This window comes from Faecalicatena contorta (assembly GCF_021531995.1).
In the GTDB taxonomy this organism is placed as follows: Bacteria; Bacillota; Clostridia; order Lachnospirales; family Lachnospiraceae; genus Dorea_A; species Dorea_A contorta_A.
Window position 1 is genome coordinate 1 of the sequence record NZ_JAFBIZ010000006.1, and the last position, 25226, is coordinate 25226.

The 25226-nt window shown below is 43.5% G+C and carries 20 protein-coding genes; 3 read left to right on the top strand and 17 right to left on the bottom strand.

Going from position 1 to position 25226, the window contains the following annotated elements; all coding sequences use genetic code 11:
- Positions 1 to 3: 3 nt before the first annotated feature.
- Entirely contained in the window at positions 4 to 1476 is a 1473-nt protein-coding gene (gene spoIVA, locus JQM82_RS01520; RefSeq protein WP_235248148.1) for a stage IV sporulation protein A, read from the bottom strand.
- Between the two features lie 168 nt (positions 1477 to 1644).
- On the opposite strand from spoIVA, the gene JQM82_RS01525 reads away from it, so the two are divergent.
- Positions 1645 to 2532 (top strand): LysR family transcriptional regulator, encoded by an 888-nt coding sequence (locus tag JQM82_RS01525; RefSeq protein WP_235248149.1) that lies wholly within the window; start codon positions 1645 to 1647, stop codon positions 2530 to 2532.
- Positions 2533 to 2579: 47 nt separating this feature from the next.
- On the opposite strand, the gene JQM82_RS01530 is transcribed toward JQM82_RS01525, so the two are convergent.
- Genes JQM82_RS01530 through der form a run of 3 tightly spaced genes read right to left on the bottom strand, consistent with a single transcriptional unit; the run spans position 2580 to position 5590 of the window.
- Positions 2580 to 3593 carry an NAD(P)H-dependent glycerol-3-phosphate dehydrogenase gene (locus tag JQM82_RS01530; protein WP_235248150.1) on the bottom strand — a complete coding sequence of 338 codons (1014 nt, stop codon included), beginning with the start codon at positions 3591 to 3593 and terminating at the stop codon, positions 2580 to 2582.
- Between the two features lie 18 nt (positions 3594 to 3611).
- Complete coding sequence (plsY, locus tag JQM82_RS01535) at positions 3612 to 4259, bottom strand: glycerol-3-phosphate 1-O-acyltransferase PlsY (protein ID WP_235248152.1); 648 nt, start codon at positions 4257 to 4259, stop codon at positions 3612 to 3614.
- A 2-nt stretch (positions 4260 to 4261) separates the two neighbouring features.
- The gene (der, locus tag JQM82_RS01540) at positions 4262 to 5590 is read right to left on the bottom strand and encodes a ribosome biogenesis GTPase Der (protein WP_235248154.1); all 1329 of its coding nucleotides are present in this window, start codon (positions 5588 to 5590) and stop codon (positions 4262 to 4264) included.
- A 158-nt stretch (positions 5591 to 5748) separates the two neighbouring features.
- Between der and JQM82_RS01545 the strand changes: the two genes are divergently transcribed.
- Complete coding sequence (locus JQM82_RS01545; RefSeq protein WP_235248155.1) at positions 5749 to 6918, top strand: ribose-phosphate pyrophosphokinase; 1170 nt, start codon at positions 5749 to 5751, stop codon at positions 6916 to 6918.
- A 148-nt stretch (positions 6919 to 7066) separates the two neighbouring features.
- On the opposite strand, the gene JQM82_RS01550 is transcribed toward JQM82_RS01545, so the two are convergent.
- The 10 genes from JQM82_RS01550 to JQM82_RS01595 form a co-directional block, all read right to left on the bottom strand.
- Entirely contained in the window at positions 7067 to 8230 is a 1164-nt protein-coding gene (locus JQM82_RS01550; protein WP_235248156.1) for a phosphoglycerate dehydrogenase, read from the bottom strand.
- 2 nt (positions 8231 to 8232) lie between these two features.
- On the bottom strand, positions 8233 to 9315 hold the full coding sequence (gene serC, locus JQM82_RS01555; protein ID WP_235248157.1) for a 3-phosphoserine/phosphohydroxythreonine transaminase: 1083 nt from the start codon (positions 9313 to 9315) through the stop codon (positions 8233 to 8235).
- A 29-nt stretch (positions 9316 to 9344) separates the two neighbouring features.
- Positions 9345 to 11024 carry a biosynthetic-type acetolactate synthase large subunit gene (gene ilvB, locus JQM82_RS01560; RefSeq protein ID WP_235248158.1) on the bottom strand — a complete coding sequence of 560 codons (1680 nt, stop codon included), beginning with the start codon at positions 11022 to 11024 and terminating at the stop codon, positions 9345 to 9347.
- A gap of 30 nt (positions 11025 to 11054) precedes the next feature.
- Positions 11055 to 12728, bottom strand: a complete 1674-nt coding sequence (ilvD, locus tag JQM82_RS01565; RefSeq protein WP_235248159.1) for a dihydroxy-acid dehydratase — start codon at positions 12726 to 12728, stop codon at positions 11055 to 11057.
- Between the two features lie 47 nt (positions 12729 to 12775).
- Positions 12776 to 13858, bottom strand: a complete 1083-nt coding sequence (gene leuB / locus JQM82_RS01570; protein WP_235248161.1) for a 3-isopropylmalate dehydrogenase — start codon at positions 13856 to 13858, stop codon at positions 12776 to 12778.
- A gap of 314 nt (positions 13859 to 14172) precedes the next feature.
- Positions 14173 to 14922, bottom strand: coding sequence for a pyruvate formate-lyase-activating protein (gene pflA / locus JQM82_RS01575; RefSeq protein WP_235248162.1), 750 nt, complete (start codon positions 14920 to 14922; stop codon positions 14173 to 14175).
- Positions 14923 to 14967: 45 nt separating this feature from the next.
- Positions 14968 to 17220, bottom strand: a complete 2253-nt coding sequence (gene pflB, locus JQM82_RS01580; RefSeq protein WP_235248163.1) for a formate C-acetyltransferase — start codon at positions 17218 to 17220, stop codon at positions 14968 to 14970.
- Positions 17221 to 17420: 200 nt separating this feature from the next.
- Complete coding sequence (gene yajC, locus JQM82_RS01585; RefSeq protein WP_235248164.1) at positions 17421 to 17726, bottom strand: preprotein translocase subunit YajC; 306 nt, start codon at positions 17724 to 17726, stop codon at positions 17421 to 17423.
- Between the two features lie 105 nt (positions 17727 to 17831).
- A complete protein-coding gene (gene tgt, locus JQM82_RS01590; RefSeq protein ID WP_235248165.1) occupies positions 17832 to 18965 on the bottom strand; it encodes a tRNA guanosine(34) transglycosylase Tgt in 1134 nt (377 codons plus the stop codon).
- Between the two features lie 26 nt (positions 18966 to 18991).
- Positions 18992 to 20626 carry a L,D-transpeptidase family protein gene (locus JQM82_RS01595; RefSeq protein ID WP_235248166.1) on the bottom strand — a complete coding sequence of 545 codons (1635 nt, stop codon included), beginning with the start codon at positions 20624 to 20626 and terminating at the stop codon, positions 18992 to 18994.
- A gap of 192 nt (positions 20627 to 20818) precedes the next feature.
- Between JQM82_RS01595 and aroC the strand changes: the two genes are divergently transcribed.
- Positions 20819 to 21916, top strand: a complete 1098-nt coding sequence (gene aroC, locus JQM82_RS01600; RefSeq protein ID WP_235248168.1) for a chorismate synthase — start codon at positions 20819 to 20821, stop codon at positions 21914 to 21916.
- Between the two features lie 90 nt (positions 21917 to 22006).
- Here aroC and JQM82_RS01605 read toward each other — a convergent pair whose 3' ends face one another.
- From JQM82_RS01605 to JQM82_RS01615, 3 genes are read right to left on the bottom strand one after another with little or no spacing between them, the layout of a single operon-like run.
- Entirely contained in the window at positions 22007 to 23674 is a 1668-nt protein-coding gene (locus tag JQM82_RS01605; RefSeq protein ID WP_235248170.1) for a nucleoside kinase, read from the bottom strand.
- A 25-nt stretch (positions 23675 to 23699) separates the two neighbouring features.
- Positions 23700 to 24494, bottom strand: coding sequence for a Nif3-like dinuclear metal center hexameric protein (locus JQM82_RS01610; RefSeq protein WP_235248172.1), 795 nt, complete (start codon positions 24492 to 24494; stop codon positions 23700 to 23702).
- A 26-nt stretch (positions 24495 to 24520) separates the two neighbouring features.
- Entirely contained in the window at positions 24521 to 25216 is a 696-nt protein-coding gene (locus tag JQM82_RS01615; RefSeq protein WP_235248173.1) for a tRNA (adenine(22)-N(1))-methyltransferase, read from the bottom strand.
- Positions 25217 to 25226 lie beyond the last annotated feature (10 nt).

Below are 25226 nucleotides of genomic sequence, written 5' to 3' on the forward strand. Positions count from 1 at the left end.
CATTTATATAATAATACATACAAGTCCACCATTGCTGTCATTGACAATTTTCTGCATGGTATCCTGTAATTTTACCTGACTCTCTTCATTGATCATTGCCATCTTATTTTGCATACCGTCCATCACAAGTTCTTCAATAGATTTTCCAAATATACTGGTTCCCCATATCCCACCATCCCTGTCTTTCGCATCTTTGATGTACTGTATCAGATCATTCGCCTGCTGCTCATTTCCCACAATCGGTGCAATCTCTGTCTCAATATTTGCACGGATCAGGTGGATGGACGGTGCCTCCGAATGAATTTTTACACCATACTTATTGCCCTGTCTGATAATCGTTGGCTCCTCCAGTGTAATCTCTTCCTTTCGCGGACTCACTACACCGTATCCTTTCATCCGGACTGCTGTAAATGCGTCCCGGACTCCTTCATATTCCATCTTCAGTTTTGACAGATCTTTCATTACAGTGATCAGTTCATACTGTCCCCCGATCGGTGTTCCTGTCATCTCACTCAGCATCTCATAATAATACCTTTCAGCAACATTGATCCGAACCTTCACACATCCGGTATCCATCTCAACCTTCTCCACCTTCATGTCCTCTATATAAGGACTTTCCGGAACTTCTATTCCTTCCACCACGTCTTTGATTTCCCGGAAACGATCCATCAGTTCCCGGATATGTACCAGCAGATCCTGTTTGATTCTGTGAGAACGTGAAAGCATCTCTACCCATTTGGGAATATAGAACTGCACTTCAGACACCGGGAATTCATACAGTACCGCTTCTATGATCTGATAGATATCTTCTTCTTTCAGCTGCTCACAGTTGACAGGTATTGCCTTCACACCATATTGCTGCTCCAACTCCTGAGATACCTTTCTTGCCTCTTCTCCATATGGCTTTTTTGAATTCACCAGTACTACAAATGGCTTTCCGATACTTTGAAGCTCCCGGATTGTTTTTCCCTCTCCCTCCTTATAATTTCCCCTTGGAATATCTGTAATACTTCCATCAGTCGTAACGACAACTCCAATCGTAGAATGGTCATGGATCACTTTGCGGGTTCCGATTCCGGCTGCTTTCGTAAACGGAATTTCATACTCGAACCAGGGCGTTTTTACCATCCGTTCTTCTCCGTCTTCTTCATGCCCGGAAGCACCTTCGACCATGTAACCCACACAATCTATCAACCGAACTTTCACTGTCACATCCTCCGACAGGGTAATCTGAGCTGCCTCTTTGGGAATAAACTTTGGTTCTGTCGTCATAATCGTTCTTCCGGAAGCAGACTGTGGAAGCTCATCTCTTGTACGCTCTTTTGCATGTTCATCCTGCATATGCGGTACTACAAGTACATCCATAAATCTTTTGATGAATGTAGATTTTCCTGTTCTGACCGGACCAACTACGCCGATGTAGATCTCCCCTTTTGTTCTTGCCTTTATGTCTTTGTATAAATCAAAATTGTCCATATTTCTTCCCCTTCCACATGTACTATTAGAATATATGCAGTAATTTCCAACCCTTAGAACTGATTTCCGAATATTATAATCTATAGATTTTATTCATAGGAAATTGTTTGATGTTCATGTTAATATAATGTATATAATTACAACAATTGAAGAAAGGGGGCCGGATATATGAATCTGTATCATTTAAGATATTTTGTGACATTGGCCCATCTCGAGCACTATACAAAGGCTGCAGAGATTCTTGCAATCACGCAGCCGAGTTTGAGCCATGCGATTGCTTCTCTCGAAAAGGAACTTGGGGTTAAGCTTTTCGAAAAAGATGGACGGAATGTTGCACTTACCAAATGTGGACAGGCCTTTCTCACAGATGTTGAGCAGGCATTAAGCATGCTGGATTCAAGCGTCAATAAACTTCAAATGACCGGAAACGGAGAAGGCCGTATAGATATTGTTGAACTTCGTACACTAAGCAGTGCTATTGTTCCGAACTACATCAAGGGATTTCTTGACTCCAGGCCAGAGAAAAAAATTGATTTCTATTTTCATAGTTCCACAGGTGTTACAACCGACATGATACAGGGATTAAAAGACCGCAGATATGACATTGCATTTTGTTCCTTGATGGAAAACGAACCGTTGATTGACTTTGTTCCTATCGTTCGACAGAAACTGGTTCTGATCGTACCAAACGGACATCCTCTTGAAAGATATCAAACCATTGAATTAAAGGATACACTTGAATATCCACAGATCGTATTTTCGAAAGGCTGCGAACTTCGTCAGATCATCGATCAACTGTTTATGAAATGCGGAGGATATCCTCCAATTGCATATTCCATGGAAGAAGACCAGGGAATTGCCGGACTCGTCAGCGCCGGATTCGGAATTGCAATTATCCCGGATATGCCATTACTGGAATATATGCCTGTAAAAAAGATTGGAATCACTACCCCCTCCTGGGAACGTCTTTTCTACATGGCAACTTTAAAAGATATTTACCAGCCTCCGGTTATATTAGATTTCATAAAATATGTTAAAGAACATGCAGATCTGTAAATTCAGACTTAAAAAGGGACTGTTAATAATAACAGTCCCTTTGAGATCTATTCTTTCCATGGAAGAGCTGTATGCTCCGCTTTACTGTCACGAAGCATCAGTTCATTCACTGCTTCCTTAGGATCCTTTCCTTCAAAAAGAATCTCATTTACTTTGTCGATGATCGGCATAGCCACACCATATTTCTTTCCTAGTTTTGCTGCAGCTTTCGCAGAATATACTCCTTCTACCACCATCTGAACTTCATCCATCGCCTCCTGCATGGATTTCCCCTGCCCCATCAGGTAGCCGGCTTTTCGGTTACGACTGTGAACGCTGGCACATGTAACAATCAAGTCTCCGATTCCGGTAAGACCGCTGAATGTTTCAACCGCGCCGCCCATCTTCACACCCAGTCTTGCAATCTCTGCAATTCCTCTGGTGATCAGAGCCGCCTTTGTATTGTCTCCATATCCCATTCCGTCTGCAATACCTGCAGCAAGTGCTATAACATTTTTCAGGCTTCCGCCAAGCTCCATACCCAGCATATCCGGGCTGATATACACACGGAATACTTCATTCATAAACATTTCCTGCAGATATTTTGCAGTCTTTTCAGTCATTGCTCCGATACATACCGTTGTCGGAAGCCCGCGTCCTACTTCTTCAGCATGGCTTGGTCCTGACAGCACTGCCACATCTGCATGCGGAATCTCCTCTTTAATCTGCTGTGACAGAGTCATTAATGTATCTTCTTCAATTCCCTTTGCCACATCAACAATAATCTGTCCGTCTGCAACATACGGCTTCATATTGCGTGCAGTGCTTCTTGTATATGGTGACGGTACTGCCAGCACAATAAAGTCCTTTCCCTGAATTGCTTCTTTCATGTCCGAGGTAAATACCATATTCTCCGGAAGCTTTACTCCCGGAAGCTTGCTGGTATGTTCTCTCTTTTCTGAAAGCATACGGACTTCATCCTCACTGATAGACCATACGGTTACATGATGATTGTTTTTGTGAAGCAAAAGCGCCAGTGCAGTTCCCCAGCTGCCTGCTCCCATAATGCCTACATTTGCCATAATCATTCTTTCCTTTCTTTATTTACCTTTTCCAACACTGATCTTATTCTCCGTGCCGGATAAAAGTCTTTTTATATTCTCTTTATGTTTATAGAATGCAGATATCATCAGAAATGCAGCAATTGCATACATTTCATACAGATATCCGTTATCCATAATGCCGAATCCGCCCATCTGGCCATATACAATCACACTTACCAGATAGATGATCACAACTGCAAGAGAGCCCAATGACACATATCTGGTCACTCCTACAATTCCGACAAATACAACAAGACAGATCAGTACAATCCATATATTCGTCGTGCTCACAAGCAGCCCTGCAGTCGCAGCAATTCCCTTTCCGCCTTTAAACTTCAGGTAAAATGGATAGTTATGCCCCAACACTGCCCCCATTCCTGCATACATGGAAAGCATCGGAATCATATCCGCATGACTCTTCCCGTAGATCAGATGTATGAGAACCACAGCAAAGACGCACTTAAAACAGTCACCGAGAAACGTGACCAGACCAGCTTTCCATCCCATCGTTCGAAGCGCATTCGTAGTTCCTGCGTTTCCGCTTCCCTTTTTCCGAATATCGACTCCCTGTCTTTTTCCATAGATATAACCGGTCTGTATCAGTCCAAATGCATATCCGATTATCACACATATCAGACGTTCCATATCTAGCTATCCTTTTCCTTTCTCTCCCGTATAAAGAACTTCAGCGCGGTTCCTCTAAATCCAAATGCCTCACGAATCTTATTTTCCAGATATCTGGTGTATGAAAAATGCATCAGTTCTTTATCATTTACAAATATTACAAATGAAGGCGGCTTAACTGCTACCTGCGTAATGTAGAACAGTTTCAGTCTCTTTCCCTTGTCTGAAGGCGGCTGCTGCATGGCCACAGCCTCTGTCATGATCTCATTCAGTACGCCGGTTGCCACCCGCATCGTCTGGTTCTCAATCACCATATCTATCATATCATATAATCTGTTCAGACGCTGTCCTGTTTCGGCAGAAACATACATAATCTCCGCATATGGCATAAATGAAAGCACACGACGAACCTCATTCTCATATTCACGCATCGTCTTATCGTTCTTCTCTATGGCATCCCACTTATTCACCACAACAATAATGCCCTTTCCACGTTCATGGGCAATTCCGGCAATCTTTGCATCCTGTTCAGTCACACCCTGCGTCGCATCAATCACCACAAGAACCACGTCTGCACGTTCCACAGCCGTCACCGTACGTATGATACTGTAACGTTCCAGTTCTTCCTTGATCTTGTTCTTTCTTCTGAGCCCTGCTGTATCGATAAATACATACTCTTTCCCATTGTATACGATATCTGTATCGATCGCATCTCTGGTCGTTCCGGCAATATCTGACACGATGACTCTCTGCTCTCCCAGAAGCTTATTGATAATGGAAGACTTTCCTACATTTGGTTTTCCCACGATTGCAACACGCGGGCGCTCATCTTCTTCACCCTCACCTGTATGCTCCGGAAAATACTCGGTCACGCGGTCAAGCATATCACCGATTCCAAGCCTTGAAGAAGCTGAGATCGGTGAAGGATCACCGATTCCCAGATTATAGAATTCATATACATCCGGCATAAATTTATCAAAATTATCCACTTTATTCACGGTAAGAACAACCGGTTTTCCGGAACGTCTGAGCATGTCCGCAACCTTGGAGTCTGCATCCACCATTCCCTGCCGCACATCTGTAATAAAGATAATAACATCTGCAGTATCGATTGCAATCTGTGCCTGCTCCCTCATCTGTGACAGGATGATATCATTACTCTCCGGCTCAATACCTCCTGTATCGATCAGGGTAAATTCTTTATCCAGCCAGGAGACATCTGCATAGATACGATCCCGGGTCACTCCCGGAGTATCTTTCACTATGGATATCATCTCACCGGCCAGTACATTAAAAAGGGTTGACTTCCCTACATTTGGCCTTCCGACAATAGCAACTACTGGTTTACTCATTTTAACTCTCCTCTATTTCTACTGTTTCTTTTTCCTTTAACTCTCTTATTATACATTACCTTTCCTAAATAGTTCAATCAGTAGTTGACCTTTTTATAGAAAAAGTGATATAAATAAATATGAGTGTTATAAATACGAACAAAACAGGAGATTGTATCATGCCAAATATCAAATTAATGGAATCAGCGCTTCCGGTCGCTCCGCTTAAGATTGCGGCGCTGGAATCCTGCCGGGAGCTTGGGGAAAAAGTAAATGATTATATTGTCCAGTTCAGACAAGACACATTGAAAGAATCCCTGGATTCTCCGCTTTACTACAACTATCAGCGAGACAACTATCTGATCGAATGTCCCTGTCCACGTTTTGGCTCCGGGGAAGCCAAAGGACTGCTGAAGGAATCAATCCGGGGAACCGACCTCTTTGTTATGGTTGATGTATGCAACTACAGCCTGACTTACACCGTCAACGGCCACCTGAATCACATGTCTCCGGATGATCATTATCAGGATCTGAAACGTATCATATCAGCTGCAAACGGAAAACCGCATCGTCTGAATGTAATTATGCCGTTCCTGTATGAAAGCCGCCAGCACAAACGTACAAAAAGGGAGTCCCTTGACTGCGCACTGGCACTTCAGGAACTCGTAGAAATGGGTGTCAGCAATATTATTACTTTCGATGCTCATGATCCACGTGTTCAGAATTCCATTCCATTGCATGGATTCGACAATTTTAATCCGCCTTATCAGTTTATGAAAGCTCTGTTACGGGCCGAGCCGGATCTTAAAGTTGACAAAGATCATCTGATGATTGTAAGTCCTGATGAAGGTGCTATGCATCGTGCTGTATACTTTTCAAATGTGCTTGGGGTTAATATGGGCATGTTCTACAAGCGAAGAGATTATTCAACCGTAGTGAATGGCAAGAATCCGATCGTTGCACATGAATTTCTGGGAGACCGTATCGATGGTAAAGATGTCATCATCGTAGATGACATGATCTCTTCCGGAGAAAGTATGCTGGATGTCGCAAAACAGATTAAAGAACGTGGTGCAAACCGCGTATTTGTCTGCACTTGCTTCGGATTATTTACAGAAGGCTTCGAAAAATTTGATGACTTTTATAATAAGGGTTACATCGATCGTGTCATTACGACGAATCTGACCTATCTGCCTCCGGTAACAAAGGAAAAGCCCTATTTTGTAGTTGCAGATATGAGTAAATTTATCGCTCTGATCATCGATTCATTTAACCATGATATTACCATTGGACAGGTTCTTGACCCAACCAAGAAGATTCATCAGTTACTGGAATTACACAGAGGATAATTCATATAATCAGATAAAAGGGATTGTCGCAAAATATCTTTCTGACATACAGATTATTTTTGCAACAGTCCCTTTTCTTTTAAAATATCTTACACTCCTCCAACTAATTTCTCAATTAAGGTATTCTTACAAATAGATTAATTTTGGACTAAGAAATGACACGAACTCTTAACACATTGTTCACTTGCCGTAATTCCTCTGCAACACCCTCCGGCACTTCTGAATCAACATCAATCATAGTATAAGCATATTTTCCTTTACTCTTATTCGTAAGGTCTGCAATATTCATATTATCTCTTGCAAGGATCTTTGTAAACTGCCCGATCATATTCGGAACGTTATGATGCAAAAGAAGAATTCTCGTGTTATTGCCGCGAAGTCCCATATCACAATCCGGATAATTAACAGAATTTGTAATATTGCCGTTCTCCAGATAGTTCATCAGCTCTTTCACCGCCATCTTCGCACAGTTATCCTCTGATTCTTCTGTTGATGCTCCAAGATGCGGAATTACAATTGCTCCTTTTACACCAGCAATCTCCGGTGTCGGGAAATCTGTCACATAATGTTTCACATGTCCGGATACCAGTGCATCAACCATAGCTTCCTCATCCACAAGTACATTTCTGGCAAAGTTCAGAACAACCACACCTTTCTTCATGATGCCGATGGCATCCCGGCTGATCATACCCTTTGTACTGTCAAGCGCAGGAACATGTATAGTAATATAATCACACTGCTCATATAACTCATCCACATTCGTTGCATGGTGAACGTTTCTGGAAAGTCTCCATGCAGAATCTACAGATACGTACGGATCATAGCCATAGACATCCATTCCAAGATGATCTGCAGCATTAGCAACCAGTACACCGATTGCACCAAGGCCGATAACTCCAAGTTTCTTTCCCTGTAATTCACATCCTGCAAACGCTTTTTTGGCTTTCTCTGCATCCTTGGCAATATTGCCGTCTTCTTCATTCTCCTGAACCCAGCTGATACCGCCAATGATATCTCTGGATGCAAGAAGCATACCGGCAATTACCAGTTCTTTTACACCATTTGCATTGGCACCTGGTGTATTAAATACAACGATCCCCTGTTCAGCACATTTTTCCAGTGGAATATTATTCACACCGGCTCCGGCTCTTGCAACAGCCTTCAGTTCCGGCGCAAACTCCATGTCATGCATGGCTGCACTTCTGACAAGAATTGCATCTGCAGTATCCGGTGTACTCACCGGAGCGTAATCTTCTGTAAATTTTTCCAATCCTACGCCAGAGATCGGATTCAGGCAATGATACTTATACATGATTATAAATTCTCCTCTTCAAACTTCTTCATAAATTCAACCAGCTTTTCCACACCTTCGATCGGCATAGCGTTATAGATACTTGCACGCATACCTCCTACCGTACGATGTCCCTTCAGATTTTCCAGTCCGGCCGCTTTTGCTTCTTTTACAAATTTTGCGTCCAGGTCGGCATCTCCGGTCACAAACGGAACATTCATCAGTGAACGATCTTTTGGAACTACAGTTCCTTTAAAAAGCCTGCTCTGATCAAGAAAATCATAAAGAATCTTTGCCTTCTGTTCATTTTTTTCTTTCATAACAGCAAGACCGCCCTGCTTTTTCAGCCATTTGAACACCTTGCCGCAGATATAGATTCCGTATGCCGGCGGTGTATTGTATAAAGATCCGGCATCAGCATGCGTCTTATACTTTAACATGGTCGGTGTACACGGAAGAACATCGTCCGTAATCAAATCTTCTCGGATGATCACGATAACCGTTCCTGCAGGGCCTACATTTTTCTGTACTCCACCATATACAACACCATATTTGCTGACATCGATCGGTTCAGACAGGAAGCAGGAAGATACGTCTGCCACCAGTGTTTTCCCTTTCGTGTTCGGAAGTTCTTTGTACTTCGTACCATAGATTGTATTATTTTCACATATGTAAACATAATCTGCATCTTCAGATACCGGAAGATCAGAACAATCCGGAATATAAGAAAATGTCTTATCTGCCGAAGATGCCAGAATGTTTACTTTTCCATACTTTTCGGCTTCGGCTGCAGCTTTTTTTGCCCACTGTCCTGTAACAATATAGTCTGCCACACCATTCTTCATAAGATTCATCGGAATCATGGCAAATTGCTGCGATGCTCCGCCCTGTAAAAATAATACTTTATAATTATCCGGAATGTTCATCAGATCACGGATATCAGCTTCCGCTGTCTCAATAATCTCCTTAAACGCCTGCGAGCGGTGACTCATTTCCATTACCGACATGCCAGTTCCGTTGTAATCTAACATCTCCTCTGCCGCTTCTCTTAATACTTCCTCCGGCAATACCGCCGGTCCTGCTGAAAAATTGTACACTCTGCTCATAGTTGTTCCTCCAATTCCCTTCGTCGTATTTACTTTCTGTCTTCCAGGTCTTTTTCATCAAATGCTTCATTGATTGGTGCGCCTGGTGCAACCATCGGCCATACCTTGTCATCACAGTCGATCTGACAGTCAATGACAACAGGCCTGCCCAGTGTAAGTGCTCTGGAAAATGCATTCCTGAACTCTTCCTGTGTGGTAACACAGATACCTTCTGCTCCCATAGCCTCTGCAAGTTTTACAAAGTCTACAGCATCATTGAGTACCGTTGCCGAGTAACGCTGTCCGTAGAAAAGATTCTGCCACTGGCGAACCATTCCAAGTACATGATTATTGATTACTACCTGAATGACTGGAATATTATGGCGTACTGCAGTAGCAATCTCATTCATATTCATACGGAAACATCCGTCACCTGCTATATTTACAACCGTCTTATCCGGCCTTCCAACTTTTGCCCCAAGGGATGCACCAAGTCCGTATCCCATGGTTCCAAGTCCGCCTGATGTCAGGAATGTTCTTGGTCTGGTATATTTATAATACTGTGCGGCCCACATCTGATGCTGTCCAACCTCTGTTACGATAATCGCTTCTCCTTCTGTCTGTCGATAAATCTCCTCAACAATATATGGCCCTGTCAGTACATTCGGATGGTAAGACAGCGGATATCTTTCTTTGTATTCCATGATCTTTTCGATCCATTCAGAATGATTCAGCTGCTCCAGTTCCTGATTCAGAATACCCAGTACTACTTTGATGTCACCGACCACACCGTCTGTAATAATCACATTTTTATTCATTTCTGCCGGATCCACATCAATCTGAAGAATTTTGGCATTCTTGGCAAACTTCTTTGCATTGCCGGTCACACGGTCACTGAATCTCGCACCGACTACGATCAGCAGATCACATTCACTGACTCCATAGTTGGAAGTCTTGGTGCCATGCATGCCAAGCATACCTGTATACAGCGGATCGTCTCCCGGGAATGCTCCTTTTCCCATCAGGGAATCAGTCACAGGTGCATCCACCTTCTTCACAAATGTATAGAGTTCTTCACTTGCACCGGAAAGTACAGCTCCTCCACCCACAAATATATATGGTTTTTTTGCTTTGCGAATCATTTGAAGTGCCGTCTGGATATCCTCCTGACATATATCTTTCCGCGGACGTACCGGCTGTATCTCTGCTTTCCGATACTCTGCCTTATTAGCAGTTACATCCTTTGGAATATCGATCAGTACAGGACCCGGTCTTCCCTTTTTCGCAATCACAAAAGCCTTGCGGATCGTATCTGCCAGCTGTTCTACATCTTTTACAATAAAGTTATGCTTCGTGATCGGCATTGTAATTCCGGCAATATCAATTTCCTGAAAACTGTCCTTTCCAAGAAGAGAAACACCTACATTACATGTGATAGCAACAATCGGAATGGAATCCATATATGCGGTCGCAATTCCTGTAACCAGATTTGTTGCTCCCGGACCACTGGTCGCAAAGCATACACCTACCTTACCGGTCGCTCTGGCATAACCATCTGCTGCATGGGATGCCCCCTGCTCGTGTGAGGTCAGGATATGTGTAATCTCATCGCTGTGTTTATATAACTCATCATATACATTTAAAATCGCGCCGCCCGGATACCCAAATACAGTATCCACGCCCTGTTCTTTCAGGCATTCGATCACGATTTCTGCTCCTGTTAACTGCATCTTCTCTTGTTCCCCTGTTCTATTTTACTATTATTTTACTTTTGGTATTTCCAGAATTGCTCCTCTGTTTCCTGAAGTCACCATGGATGCATATCTTGCAAGATATCCGGTTGTAACCTTTGGCTCTCTTGGCTGCCATGCTTCTTTTCTTCTTACAAGTTCTTCATCTGATACATCCAGTTCCAGTTTCATGTTTGGAATATCAATCTTAATGATATCTCCCTCTTCAACCAGAGCGATTGGTCCGCCTACTGCCGCCTCTGGTGATACATGTCCGATGGATGCTCCTCTGGACGCTCCACTGAAACGTCCGTCTGTGATCAGCGCAACGCTGGAACCAAGTCCCATACCTGCAATCGCAGAGGTCGGATTCAGCATTTCACGCATACCCGGTCCACCCTTAGGCCCTTCATAACGAATAACGACGACATCTCCGGCAACGATCTTGCCACCCTTAATTGCATCAATTGCATCCTCTTCACATTCAAACACCCTTGCCGGTCCTTCATGTACAAGCATCTCCGGTACAACTGCAGAACGTTTTACTACACTTCCATCCGGCGCAAGATTGCCCTTTAATACTGCAAGACCGCCTGTCTGACTGTATGGCTTGTCAATCGGACGAATAACTTCCGGATTCTTGTTTACTGCATCCTTGATATTTTCCCCTACCGTCTTTCCTGTTACTGTCATGCAGTCTGTGTGAAGAAGACCTTTTTTATTCAGCTCGTTCATTACGGCATATACACCGCCCGCCTCATTCAGATCCTCCATATAGGTCGGACCAGCCGGTGCCAGATGACAGAGATTCGGTGTCTTTTCACTGATACCATTTGCAAAATCAATTTCAAAATCCATACCGATCTCATGGGCAATTGCCGGGAGATGAAGCATACTGTTTGTAGAACATCCCAACGCCATGTCTACAGTCAATGCGTTCAGAATCGCATCTTCTGTCATGATATCTCTTGGACGGATATTCTTCTCAAGAAGTTCCATCACTTTCATACCTGCCTTCTTGGCAAGACGTATTCTCTCAGAATATACAGCCGGAATCGTACCATTTCCGCGAAGTCCCATACCAAGTACTTCCGTCAGACAGTTCATACTGTTTGCTGTATACATACCAGAGCAGGATCCGCAGGTCGGACATACCTTATTCTCAAATTCACATAATCCTTCATCAGACAATGTTCCTGCCGCATTAGCTCCTACCGCTTCAAACATACTGGAAAGACTTCTCTTCTGTCCCATGACATGACCTGCAAGCATCGGGCCGCCACTTACAAATATGGTCGGAACATTAATTCTTGCTGCCGCCATCAAAAGTCCCGGTACATTCTTATCACAGTTTGGCACCATAACGAGGGCATCAAACTGATGTGCCATCGCCATCGCCTCTGTAGAATCTGCAATCAAATCTCTGGTTACCAGAGAATACTTCATTCCGATATGACCCATTGCAATTCCATCGCATACCGCAATTGCAGGAAACATGATCGGTGTTCCGCCTGCCATGGCAACTCCCTGCTTTACCGCATTTACAATTTTGTCCAGGTTCATATGTCCCGGAACGATCTCATTATAAGAACTGACGATACCGACCAGCGGACGATTCATCTCTTCTTCTGTAAGCCCCAGCGCATTAAGCAATGACCGGTGTGGCGCCTGCTGTTTTCCCTTTGTAACTGTATCACTTCTCATCTTTTTATATCCTTTCCTCTTCTATATCAATATATATAAATACATCTTCAGATATTCTCTGCAATCAGATCACCCATACGGGCAGTTCCAACCTGTGTCTTTCCGGCCGACATAATATCAATTGTTCTGTATCCATCTTTCAATACTTTCTCTACTGCTTTTTCAATTGCATCTGCTTCCTGATCCAGATCAAAGCTGAAACGAAGCATCATTGCAGCAGACAGAATCGTTGCGATCGGATTGGCAATTCCTTTTCCTGCAATATCCGGTGCTGAACCACCACTGGGCTCATATAACCCGAATTTTGTCTCATTCAGACTTGCGCTGGCAAGCATACCGATAGATCCAGTCACCATACTTGCTTCATCTGAAAGGATGTCTCCAAACATATTCTCAGTAAGCACTACATCAAACTGCTTTGGATCCTTTACAAGCTGCATCGCACAGTTATCAACCAGCATGTGCTCAAGAGTCACTTCCGGATAATCTTTAGCGACTTCTTCAACTACTTTCCTCCAAAGTCTGGAGGAATCCAGCACATTTGCCTTATCAACACTGGTCACTTTTTTTCTGCGCTTCATCGCGATATCAAATCCCCGCTTTGCAATTCTGCGGATCTCAGTTTCATTGTAAGTAAGAGAATCATACGCTGTCAGTACCCCATCTTCTTCCACCGTCTTTCTCTCGCCAAAATAAAGACCACCTGTCAGTTCACGCATGATCATCAGATCAAATCCGCCTTCCGTGATCTCTTCCTTCAGCGGACATGCTCCCTTCAGTTCATCATACAAGATCGCCGGTCTCAGATTTGCAAACAGATTCAAAGACTTTCTGATCTTTAACAATCCGGCTTCCGGTCTTTTTGACGGTTCCAGCTGATACCAGGGAGAAGTCTTCGCATCTCCTCCGATGGATCCCATCAATACTGCATCACATGCCTTTGCCTCTGCAATGGTCTCATCTGTAAGCGGAATACCGTGAACATCTATCGAAGCACCTCCAAGCAAAAGCTGTGTATATTCACAGGTATGCCCATACACCTCTGCAACTTTATCCAGGACCTTCATTGCTTCCGTTACGATCTCCGGACCAATTCCATCTCCTTTAATCGCACCAATTTTCAGATTCATGGTTCTCATCCTTCCTTAGAAAAAATCTATAGAATTTATATTAGCCTATTTTCATACATGTTTCAAGACTTTAATTGAGTAAATTGTCATATTCTGACAGTTCTTATATTTTTACTTGTATATCACATATAATTCTCTTCATATTGCACATACTATGTACATATTGATATTGAGGTGATTTTAATGATTTTTAACGATGCAGAATTACGTAGAGCATCTGTTTCATTCATCATCTGATATAAATTAACAGATGGAAAAACAGGACGAATACAGAGCTCCATACTGGTTCCGTAATCGTCCTGTCGCTTTTTCTATTATTTGAACTGATTATAATACTTTTCAGTTTCCAGAATCTGATTTGCATTCTTAATCCGCTCTTTTGTCGGTGGCTCAATTCCATCCAGCGAATACGTAAGCCCCAATTCCTTCCACTTATATATTCCTAATGTATGATATGGAAGGATCTCAACTCTCTCAACATTACGAAGTGTCCGAATATAGTCACGAAGACGATTCAGATACACATCTTCATCACTTCTCTGCGGCACCAGCACATGCCGGATCCATACTGATTTTCTGATGTCTGACAGATAATCGGCAAGCTCCAGTATATTACGGTTGGTGTGTCCGGTCAGCAGTCGGTGCTGTTCCTCATCAATATGCTTAAGATCAAGCATCACAAGATCAGTCACTTCCATCAGTTTCTGAAACTTTTGAAAATATGGTTCTTCTTTTGTAAATGGCTGCCCACTTGTATCGAGCGTCGTATGAATTCCCTCTTCTTTTGCTTTTTGAAAGAGTTCTGTCAGAAAATCAATCTGAAGAAGCGGTTCTCCTCCACTGACGGTGATACCCCCATTACTTCCCCAGTAGGTTCGGTATTTTACAGCCTTTGCGATCAGCTCATCCGCTGTATAAGGTGTTCCCGACTGCATATTCCAGGTATCCGGATTGTGACAGAACTGGCAGCGCATTGCACAGCCGGAAGTAAATATCACATATCGTACTCCGGGACCGTCAACAGAGCCAAAGCTTTCCAGGGAATGTATATATCCCTTTGTCATCTCTCTTCTCCTTTATATTCTTGACTTCACATTACTCCTGACATTTTACATATGATCGTGGCAGGTTCTTGCTATTACATCCAACTGCTGTTCATGAGTCAGATCAATGAACTTCACTGCATATCCGGATACGCGGATCGTGAAGTTTGCATATTCCGGCTTTTCCGGATGTTCCATTGCGTCAATCAGTTTCTCTGTACCAAATACATTGACATTCAGATGGTGTGCACCCTGATCAAAGTAACCATCCATCACATGTACCAGATTATCTCTTCTCTCCTCATCATTGTGTCCAAGTGCCCCAGGACTGATCGTCTGTGTATTAGAGATGCCATCCAATGCCAACTCATATGGAAGCTTTGCTACAGAATTCAGCGATGCCAGAAGACCGTTCTTTTCTGCTCCATAAGATGGATTTGCACCAGGTGACAGTGGTTCTCCTGCTTTTCTTCCATCCGGAAGTGATCCGGTAGCCTTACCGTATACAACGTTGGAAGTGATCGTAAGGATGGACGTCGTTGGCTCGGAATTTCTGTAAGTATGGCATTTATTCAGTTTATGCATAAATGTCTTCAAAAGCCAGATTGCCATATCATCTGCCCGGTCATCATCGTTACCATATCTTGGGAAGTCGCCTTCAATCTCAAAATCCACTGCGATACCATCTTCGTCACGGATTGGCTTAACCTTTGCATACTTGATCGCACACAGAGAGTCGATTACATGTGAAAATCCGGCAATACCCGTTGCAAATGTACGTCTTACATTGGTATCGATCAAAGCCATCTCTGCAGCTTCATAGTTATACTTGTCATGCATATAATGAATCATATTCAATGTATCTACATACAGCTTGCTCAGCCATTCCATCATCTCATCATAACGCTCCATCACTTCATCATAATCCAGATATTCTGAAGTAATCGGCTTATATGCCGGTGCTACCTGCTGTTTGCTCTTTTCATCAACACCACCGTTGATTGCATATAACAGGCACTTAGCCAGGTTGGCACGTGCACCGAAGAACTGCATTTCTTTTCCGGTCTGAGTTGCAGATACACAGCAGCAGATAGAATAGTCATCACCCCATACCGGACGCATAACATCATCATTTTCATACTGTACAGAACTTGTCTTCACAGATATATATGCGGCATATTTCTTGAAATTCTCCGGCAGTTTGGAAGAATACAGAACAGTAAGGTTCGGCTCTGGTGCCGGTCCCATATTCTCCAGTGTATGCAGGAAACGATAATCATTCTTTGTAACCATAGAACGTCCATCCTGTCCAAGTCCGCCCATTTCCAGAGTTGCCCATACCGGATCGCCGGAGAACAGTTCATTATAAGAAGGAATTCTTGCGAACTTCACCATACGGAACTTCATAACCATGTGGTCGATCAGCTCCTGAGCCTCAGCTTCTGTAATCTTGCCTGCTTTTAAATCTCTTTCAATATATATATCAAGGAAGGTCGAGATACGGCCAACACTCATAGCCGCGCCATTCTGTGTCTTGATAGCTGCAAGATATCCAAAATACAGCCACTGTACTGCCTCACGGGCATCCTTTGCCGGCTGTGAGATGTCATATCCATAAGCGGCAGCCATGACTTTCATATCCTGCAATGCATGAATCTGATCCGCAACTTCTTCACGAAGACGGAAGTCTGTTCCCTTCATACCATGTCTTGCATAACGTTCGAAATCATACTGCTTCTTCTCAATCAGAAAATCAATGCCGTACAGCGCCACTCGACGATAGTCACCAACAATACGTCCTCTTCCATAGGTATCCGGAAGACCAGTGATAATCTTATTGTGTCTGGCTTTTTTCATCTCCGGTGTGTATACATCAAACACCCCCTGATTGTGTGTTTTGTGATACTTTGTAAAGATCTCATGTATCTTTTCACTCGGTTGATATCCATAAGTAGTGCAGGCCTGCTCAGCCATCTTGATTCCTCCATATGGCATAAATGCTCTTTTTAGAGGTTTATCTGTCTGAAGACCTACCACTTTTTCCAGATCCTTTAACTCTTCATTGATATAACCTGCACCATATGCAGTCAGTCCAGATACAACTTCTGTCTCCATATCCAGAACGCCGCCCTTGGCGCGCTCCTCCTTTTGCAGTTTCTGCAGTTCATCCCATAAAGTGTTCGTTGCCTTTGTCGGACCCTCTAAAAAAGATTCGTCTCCGTCATAAGGTGTATAATTGTCCTGAATAAAGCTGCGGACATCTACAGAATTTGTCCAGTTTCTTCCTTTGAAACCAGCCCACTGTTCAAACTGTGCCATTTTAGCTTCTCCTTCCTCTTGCTCTTTTTCTTTTGCGACGACAGTATAGCATCTTGTGAAATAAATATCAAGCATATTAGTGATAATATCTTTCATATGAGCTTATGTATTAGATTTTGTGCAATTTCATCAAAAAAAGAGAACCTTTTTAGGTCCTCTTCCTGCTTTTCTGCTCTTTTGTTCGTCAAAACACACAATTCTTATTCTGCAGATGCTTTTTCAACCTGCGCAATTGCAGCTTTCTGCATTGGGATACGGCAATTTCTGTTGCTTCCGAATTCCACAATCACATCTGCCTCACTGATGTCAATGATTACACCATAAAACCCGCTGGTTGTCAGGACAGTGTCACCTACTTCCATCTCTGCGATCATTGCCTGAACTCTCTTCTGTTCCTTTTTCTGCGGTCTGATAAAGATAAACCAGAAACCTCCAAAGATTAACGCATATACTGCAATCAGTAATACCATACTGCCGCCTGAACTCTGTGATGCTAATGAAAACATAACTAATATTTCCTCCTACATTCTTTAAACACTATTGCTATCATACACAAAAATAGACATTTCATCAAGCTATTTTTCTAATTCCAACGATTATTCATAAAAATTTTATTGATTTGTCTCCGTAACCCCGGCAATTTTCTTTTCTTTATACTCTCTGTAGCTTCCCTGCTCAATTGCATCCCGTATCTCCTCCATCATCGTATTATAAAAATACAGATTATGAAGGACACAAAGACGCATTCCCAACATTTCCTTTGCTTTCAGCAAATGACGAATATACGCTCTGGTATAATGGCGGCATGCCGGACACTGACATTCCTCTTCAATCGGTCTGTCATCCAGTTCATACTTCGCATTAAAAAGATTCAGCTTCCCATGGTTGGTATACACGTGTCCATGTCTTCCATTGCGGCTCGGATATACACAGTCAAAAAAATCAACTCCCCGGTCCACCGCTTCCAAAATATTGGCAGGTGTCCCGACACCCATCAGATAGGTCGGCTTGTTTTCCGGAAGATGCGGTACAACGGCATCCAGGATGCGATACATCTCATCATGAGTCTCCCCGACTGCCAGTCCACCGATTGCATATCCATCCAGATCCAGTCCAGCGATTTCATCTGCATGGCGGATCCGGATATCCTCATAGATTCCACCCTGATTAATTCCGAACAGCATCTGTTGCCTATTGATCGTATCCGGAAGAGCATTCAGTCTCTCCATCTCATTTTTACACCGTACAAGCCATCTCGTTGTCCGATCAACCGATTTCTCAATATACTCTTTATCAGCCACACTGGAAGGGCATTCATCAAATGCCATCGCAATAGTCGATGCAAGATTCGACTGAATCTGCATGCTTTCTTCCGGTCCCATAAAGATCTTCCGTCCATCCACATGGGAATTAAAATATACGCCTTCTTCTTTAATTCTTCGAAGTCCTGCGAGCGAAAACACCTGGAATCCACCGGAATCCGTCAGAATCGGCTTATCCCAGTTCATAAACTTATGAAGACCTCCAAGTTTCTTCACCACTTCATCTCCAGGCCGGACATGAAGATGGTATGTATTGGAAAGTTCCACCTGCGTCTTAATCTCCTGCAGATCCATCGTCGACACTGCACCTTTTATAGCTGCAGCAGTTCCGACATTCATAAATACAGGGGTCTCAATGACCCCGTGTACCGTATGTAATCTGCCTCTTTTCGCAAGACCATCTTTCTTTAACAATTCATACATGATCTTATCCTCGACTTTAATTTCAATTAAAAATGTACCACTACCGGTGTTCCGGCTGATATCAGATTATACAACTGTGCCGCAGCATCCGTTGGCATATTCACACATCCGTGAGAGCCGTTGGTCTGATATCTGGAGCCTCCAAAGGAAGCCTGCCACGGCGCATCATGGAATCCGATTCCTCCATTAAATGGCATCCAGTATTTGACAGGAGTCTCATATTCATAAGTCCCATCCGGCCTCTTCGTTCCCCGCAGTGTCTGATTCAGCGCTTTATACGCCAGAGAATATACGCCTTGCGGAGTTGCGTTACCCCTGTTCGGATTACCGGTAACTACACCTGACTGCAATACAACCTGACCATTCTGCACAAAATACATCACCTGATTCGTCAGATCCACTTCTGCATAGGTACCTCCAACATCATTACCTTCATGACTGGCTGCACGGCTGGAATAATTCGGTTCCCTGGTAACCGTCTCTGCATTCTGTATGTTTGCGATCAAAGCATTATACTCCGCCTCCTGATCGATCTGCCATCCATATCCTCCTCCGGAAACGGTAACTGTATTGCCCGTAGCTGTAACAAATGTTCTCTGCTTGCCTTTCGTATTGTACTTCTCTGCCAGCGACTGAATATAAGCTCTTACAGATGCTTCATCAAACGTTACCTGCATCTCGCCATCTACTTTCACCCACTGTGAGATTACAGAAGAATCCACAACTTCTGTATATGGATTAAAGTCATATGTAACACAGGCGCCAAGGTAGCTGTTCATGGCTTCTGTCGCCTCAACTACTTCTTTGGAATCCGAAACATACTTCGGCGCATAATAACACCCGGTTTTCGTCAGATCAAGCTCCGCCTGGAATCCGTTAATCGCTTCTTTGACTGCATTATCAAAAATATCCCGGTTAATCTGTGTTCCGATCACTTCCGGAACTACTACAAACTGATCCGTCTGAAATTCCGGATGTGCATCTACAGATGCCGTCTGATTCTCTTCCTTAAGGCAATTCAGATTATCAATCAGTCGGTTCAGTGCACTCTCATTATATTCTACCCCTACTTCAGCCTCAATATTCTCTGTCTTCCACAAAGACTGAATCCAGAAAAGATTATTTTGCTGCTTTGCCAGCTTCTTAAGCTCATCTCCCCGTACATATTTCAGTGAAATGTCCGTACCGTCAATCTGTTCCTTATCTCCATCAGATTCTTTCAAGGTCAATTCATAATCCGCAACCTGTTTTTCCATGTAGGCTTCTACCTGTTCCACACTTTTCATTGATACATCGGTTCCGTTAATCTTTGTTGAAAACATGAAATGACTTTCAAAATATATTGCAAATCCGGCATAGACCAGAATCAGCACTCCGATTATAATTGCTGCAATGACTGCCGCTTTTTTCTTTCCTCTTTTCTTTACAGGTTCCTCTTCAAAAGGCGTCTCTTCCTCATCCGATGCCACTTCATCTTCCTCATAATCTTCCTCATAGTCATCCTCGGAGACACCCTCGAATTCCTCATCATCAAAATTGCCAACGTCAATATCCGTATCTGCATCAAGATTCAAATTATCGTTAAGACTCTGAACATCCCGATAGATCTCTTTCATCGTCTCTTCGATGATCTCATCAGCATTTTTTTCTCTATCTCCCATGATAATACTCCTCATTCATAAGCCTATATATCTATAGATTGTTATACTTTTTTATTATAATATGCATATATTCAAAAGTACAGGAAAAAAACCGAAAAATTTCATTAAGATTTCCGTCATATTTAATCATTGCAGGATTTTATTCTATTATATATAATAAAATCAGCTTTACGAGAAGGAGATTTACATACTATGGCAGGATCAACTTATGGAACTCTATTTACAATTACTACCTGGGGAGAATCCCACGGTCCGGCACTCGGTGTTGTCATCGACGGATGCCCGGCCGGTGTTTCTCTTGCAGCCTCCGATATACAGATATACCTCAACCGGCGCAGACCCGGGCAAAGCAGATTTACAACCGCACGTAAGGAAGCCGATGAAGTCGAGATACTTTCCGGCGTCTTTGAAGGACGTACAACGGGTACTCCGATCTCACTGATCGTTCGTAATACCGATCAGCGTTCCCATGATTACAGCAAGATCATGAACTGCTACCGTCCCGGACATGCCGATTATACCTTCGATGCCAAATACGGTTTTCGCGATTATCGCGGAGGCGGACGCACTTCCGGACGAGAAACCATCGGACGTGTTGCCGCAGGCGCTGTTGCTTCCCGTATTCTGGATCATCTTGGCATCCACCTTACCGCTTACACCAGATCCATCGGCGATATCAGCATTCCCGAATCAGAGTACAACTATCAAGATATTGCCCAAAATCATCTGTATATGCCAAACTGCGATTATGCCCAAAAGGCATCTGCATATTTGAAACAATGCATGGAACAAAAAGATTCCGCCGGAGGAATTGTTGAGTGCGTGATAGATGGAGTTCCGGCCGGAATCGGAGAACCTGTATTTCAAAAACTCGATGCCTCTCTTGCAAAAGCAATTATGTCCATCGGTGCCGTTAAGGGAGTCGAGATCGGTGACGGATTCCGGGCTTCCCTTGCAAATGGAAGTACCAATAACGATGAATTCCAGGCGGATCACGGTCAGATCAGAAAAGTGACAAATCATTCAGGCGGAGTACTCGGCGGTCTGAGCGACGGAAACCGGATCGTTTTGCGTGCAGCGATCAAGCCAACGCCATCTATTGCCCGCAGTCAAAGTACCGTGGACTCTTCCGGTAATAACATCAGCATCGAGATTACCGGAAGGCACGATCCAGTCATCGTTCCACGTGCTGTAGTTGTTGTAGAATCTATGGCCGCTGTCACTCTGGTAGATCTGCTGATGCAAAATATGTCTTCCCGAATTGATTACCTAAAAGAATTTTATTCTTAATCATAGATCAAGGTTATAAAGAAGGAACTGCTGAATAATACGGATACACTCCCTGTTTTTCAGCAGTTCCTTCTATATACATTCAATTCATTATATCCGGAAGCATCCTCCTCCAATAAACTCTCTAAGCAAAGAATTCACCGGCACGGTCTCGCTGCCAATTCCCACAAAATAATCCAGGAATTTCAAAAGTCTCTTTGCCTCCAGATATTCTGGACAGTCACGTTCAATTCCAAAAAGTTGTGCTTCTACATATGGTTTCAAAACTGCAAGCTCATAGATCAGAGCCGAATTGAACATCACATCCGCTTCTTCCTGATATGGGAAGATATTTTTTTCTTCTCCGTTTCTGACAGACTCCCACATCTGGATCGTTTTCTTCGCAGACGCGCCTCTGGTTCTGGCATCTCGGACAATTCGGCGGATCAGACGTCCATCAGTCGTCGGAATCCGATTATGTTCATCTATATTTAGCTGTGTGAGCGCACTGATATAGATTTTAAATTTATTGGCATGTGAAAGGCTTCCGGTCAATTCAGGATTCAAACAATGAATTCCTTCGATGACCAGAACGTCATTTTCTCCCAGCTTCATCTTCTGATTCCCATATTCTTTATGTCCTGTCACAAAATTAAAGGTCGGGATTACTACTTCTCTTCCATCCAGTAATTCCTGCAGCTGTCGGTTGAACAGCTCCACATCCACCGCCTCCAGGCATTCAAAGTCCGGATTGCCGTTCTCATCTTTTGGATTATCTTCTCTCTCAACAAAATAATTATCTACCGCAATAGGATGCGGAATCATTCCATTCGCACGAAGCTGTATCGAGAGCCGATGGGAAAACGTCGTCTTTCCGGAAGAAGACGGACCCGCAATCAAGATAAATTTTACATCCTTACGGGCTGCAATCTGTCCTGCAATCTCTGCAATCTTTTTTTCCTGCAAAGCCTCCTGTACCAGTACCACTTCATGCACATCACTTTTGGTAATCTTGTCATTCAGATCTCCGACCGTTTCAATTCCCTGCATGTCACCCCATTTTACCGATTCCTTCAATACCTGAAACAGCTTATTCTGAGGTTCAAACGGAGGAACGATCTCCGGGCTGTATTGTGTCGGCATCTGAAGTACGAATCCCTCGTCATACAAATATAGTTTAAAATACTTCAAATAACCCGCACTTGGCACCATATACCCGTAATAGTAATCTTCAAATTCATTCATGCTGTATATATTGACTTTCGACACTCTCCGGTAACGGAACAGACGCTCCTTATCGTACATTCCATATTGTCCAAATCTGGCGATCGCATCATCCGTATGGATGGATGCCTTCTGAATCGGCAGATCCTGTTCCACCATATTACGCATCCTCGCCTCCACACGGTCCAGAAATTCCTGATTCAGAACAATATTTCCTTCAATGGTACAGTAATATCCTTTGCTTACGGAATAATGAATCCTGACTTTCTCAATATTCCGGTGTTCTGCTGCATCATATACTGCTTTTACCAGCATCAGGTTCATACTTCGCTTATAAGTCTTATGACCGATGGAATCTCCAGTTGTCTCAAAGCGGATCGTGCAATCAGAGTTTACTGTTTTGAACAGTTCCTGAAGCCTGTCATTGACAAAAACCAGCACAATATCGTGTGCGTAGTTTTTCTGATACTCCTCTGCAATCTGACGGTATGTTGTCCCCTCCTCATACTGTCGGATCTCATTTCCAATCTGAACATTATACATATTGCCTGCCATATTATTCCCCCTTTATATCTGACAATCACAAGATTACATATGGATGCTGAACCGGTGCTCCGATGATCTGAACATTTTCCAGATGTGCTTCCAGATACCGTTTCATATCCTCTATAAATATATGCTCAATTCCGTAATGTCCTGCATCAATAATGGCAAGTCCCTGCGCTTTTGCATCGATTCCTTCATGATGTCCGATATCTCCGGTAACCAGAACATCCGCTCCCTTTTCAATCGCTGCAGAGATCACACTTTTCCCGGATCCCGGACAGATAGCCGCACGACGGATCTGTGCATCCATATCCCCAAAAGCAATCACTCCCGGAAGCTGAAACACCTCCTTCACCTTGTCACAGTATGCCTTCAATGTGACCGGTTCTTTAAGGTCTGCAATCCTTCCGATCCCTTCCGATACAGATCCGTCACTGGTTTCCTCTATACAGGTAATCTCCAGCACCTGTGCATTTTCATATCCCATCATCTCTCCCGACAATTCTGCCATTCCTTTCACATCATAATTGGTGTGCATGGCATAACAGGAAATATCATTCTGTATCAGTCGGAGAATTCTTTTTCCAATAAAATCGCGATTATTAATCTGCTTCAATGCACCGAAGATCATCGGGTGATGTGTCACCAGCATGTCCGCATGGCAACTGACGGCTGCATCAATCACTTCATCCGTTGCATCCACTGCCAGATATATCTTTTGTACCTCCTTATCATCCCTGCCAACAAGAAGGCCTACATTGTCCCAGCTCATTGCATATGCACGGGAATACGTCTGTTCTATGACCTCCATGATCTCTCTACAAACCATGACATCTACTCCTTTTCGTCTGTCTGTTATGGATAGTAATTCAGAGCTTCTTTTACCATTTCCATCTCTGTTTTTAATTCTTCCATTCGACTGAAAGCGCTTTCGCTGTTCTTATGCTTCATAAGCTGACAGAATACACTTTCTTTGATTTGAAGCTCGCGCTTCAGATACTTTTCAAGAACCGGATGCTGCTTCCTCAGAAGGCATCGTCCATACAGATATTCACAGGCAGTATAGACTTCCTCCTCTCCATGAACAGCACGCATCATTGGATAGTATTTTCCATCCTCTTCCACCATATCTTCCTGCACGATCCGGTATCCGTGTTCATTCAGATATCTGCGAACTCTTTGAATCTCTGACTGTGGCTGCAGTACAAATGAAGTAATCGTATCCGCCACTTCTTTTCCATCCGTCAGGATCCGAATGACCAGGCCTCCGCCCATACCGGCAGCGATCATCGTATCCACTTCTCCTGGAACAACCGCAGCAAGTCCATCGGATAATCTCGTCTCAATCTGCTCCTTCAGTCCGTGTCCGATGATATGCATCTTCGCTCTCTCCAGCGGTCCTTTGTTAATATCCATCGCAATCACATGAGAAGCTATCCCCTGCTGTACCAGATAGATTGGTATGTATCCATGATCAGTTCCGATATCGGCAACAGAGGCGCCCTCTGTCACCAGACCCGCAACCGCATAAAGTCTTTTTGATAGTTCCATAGGCGCCTCT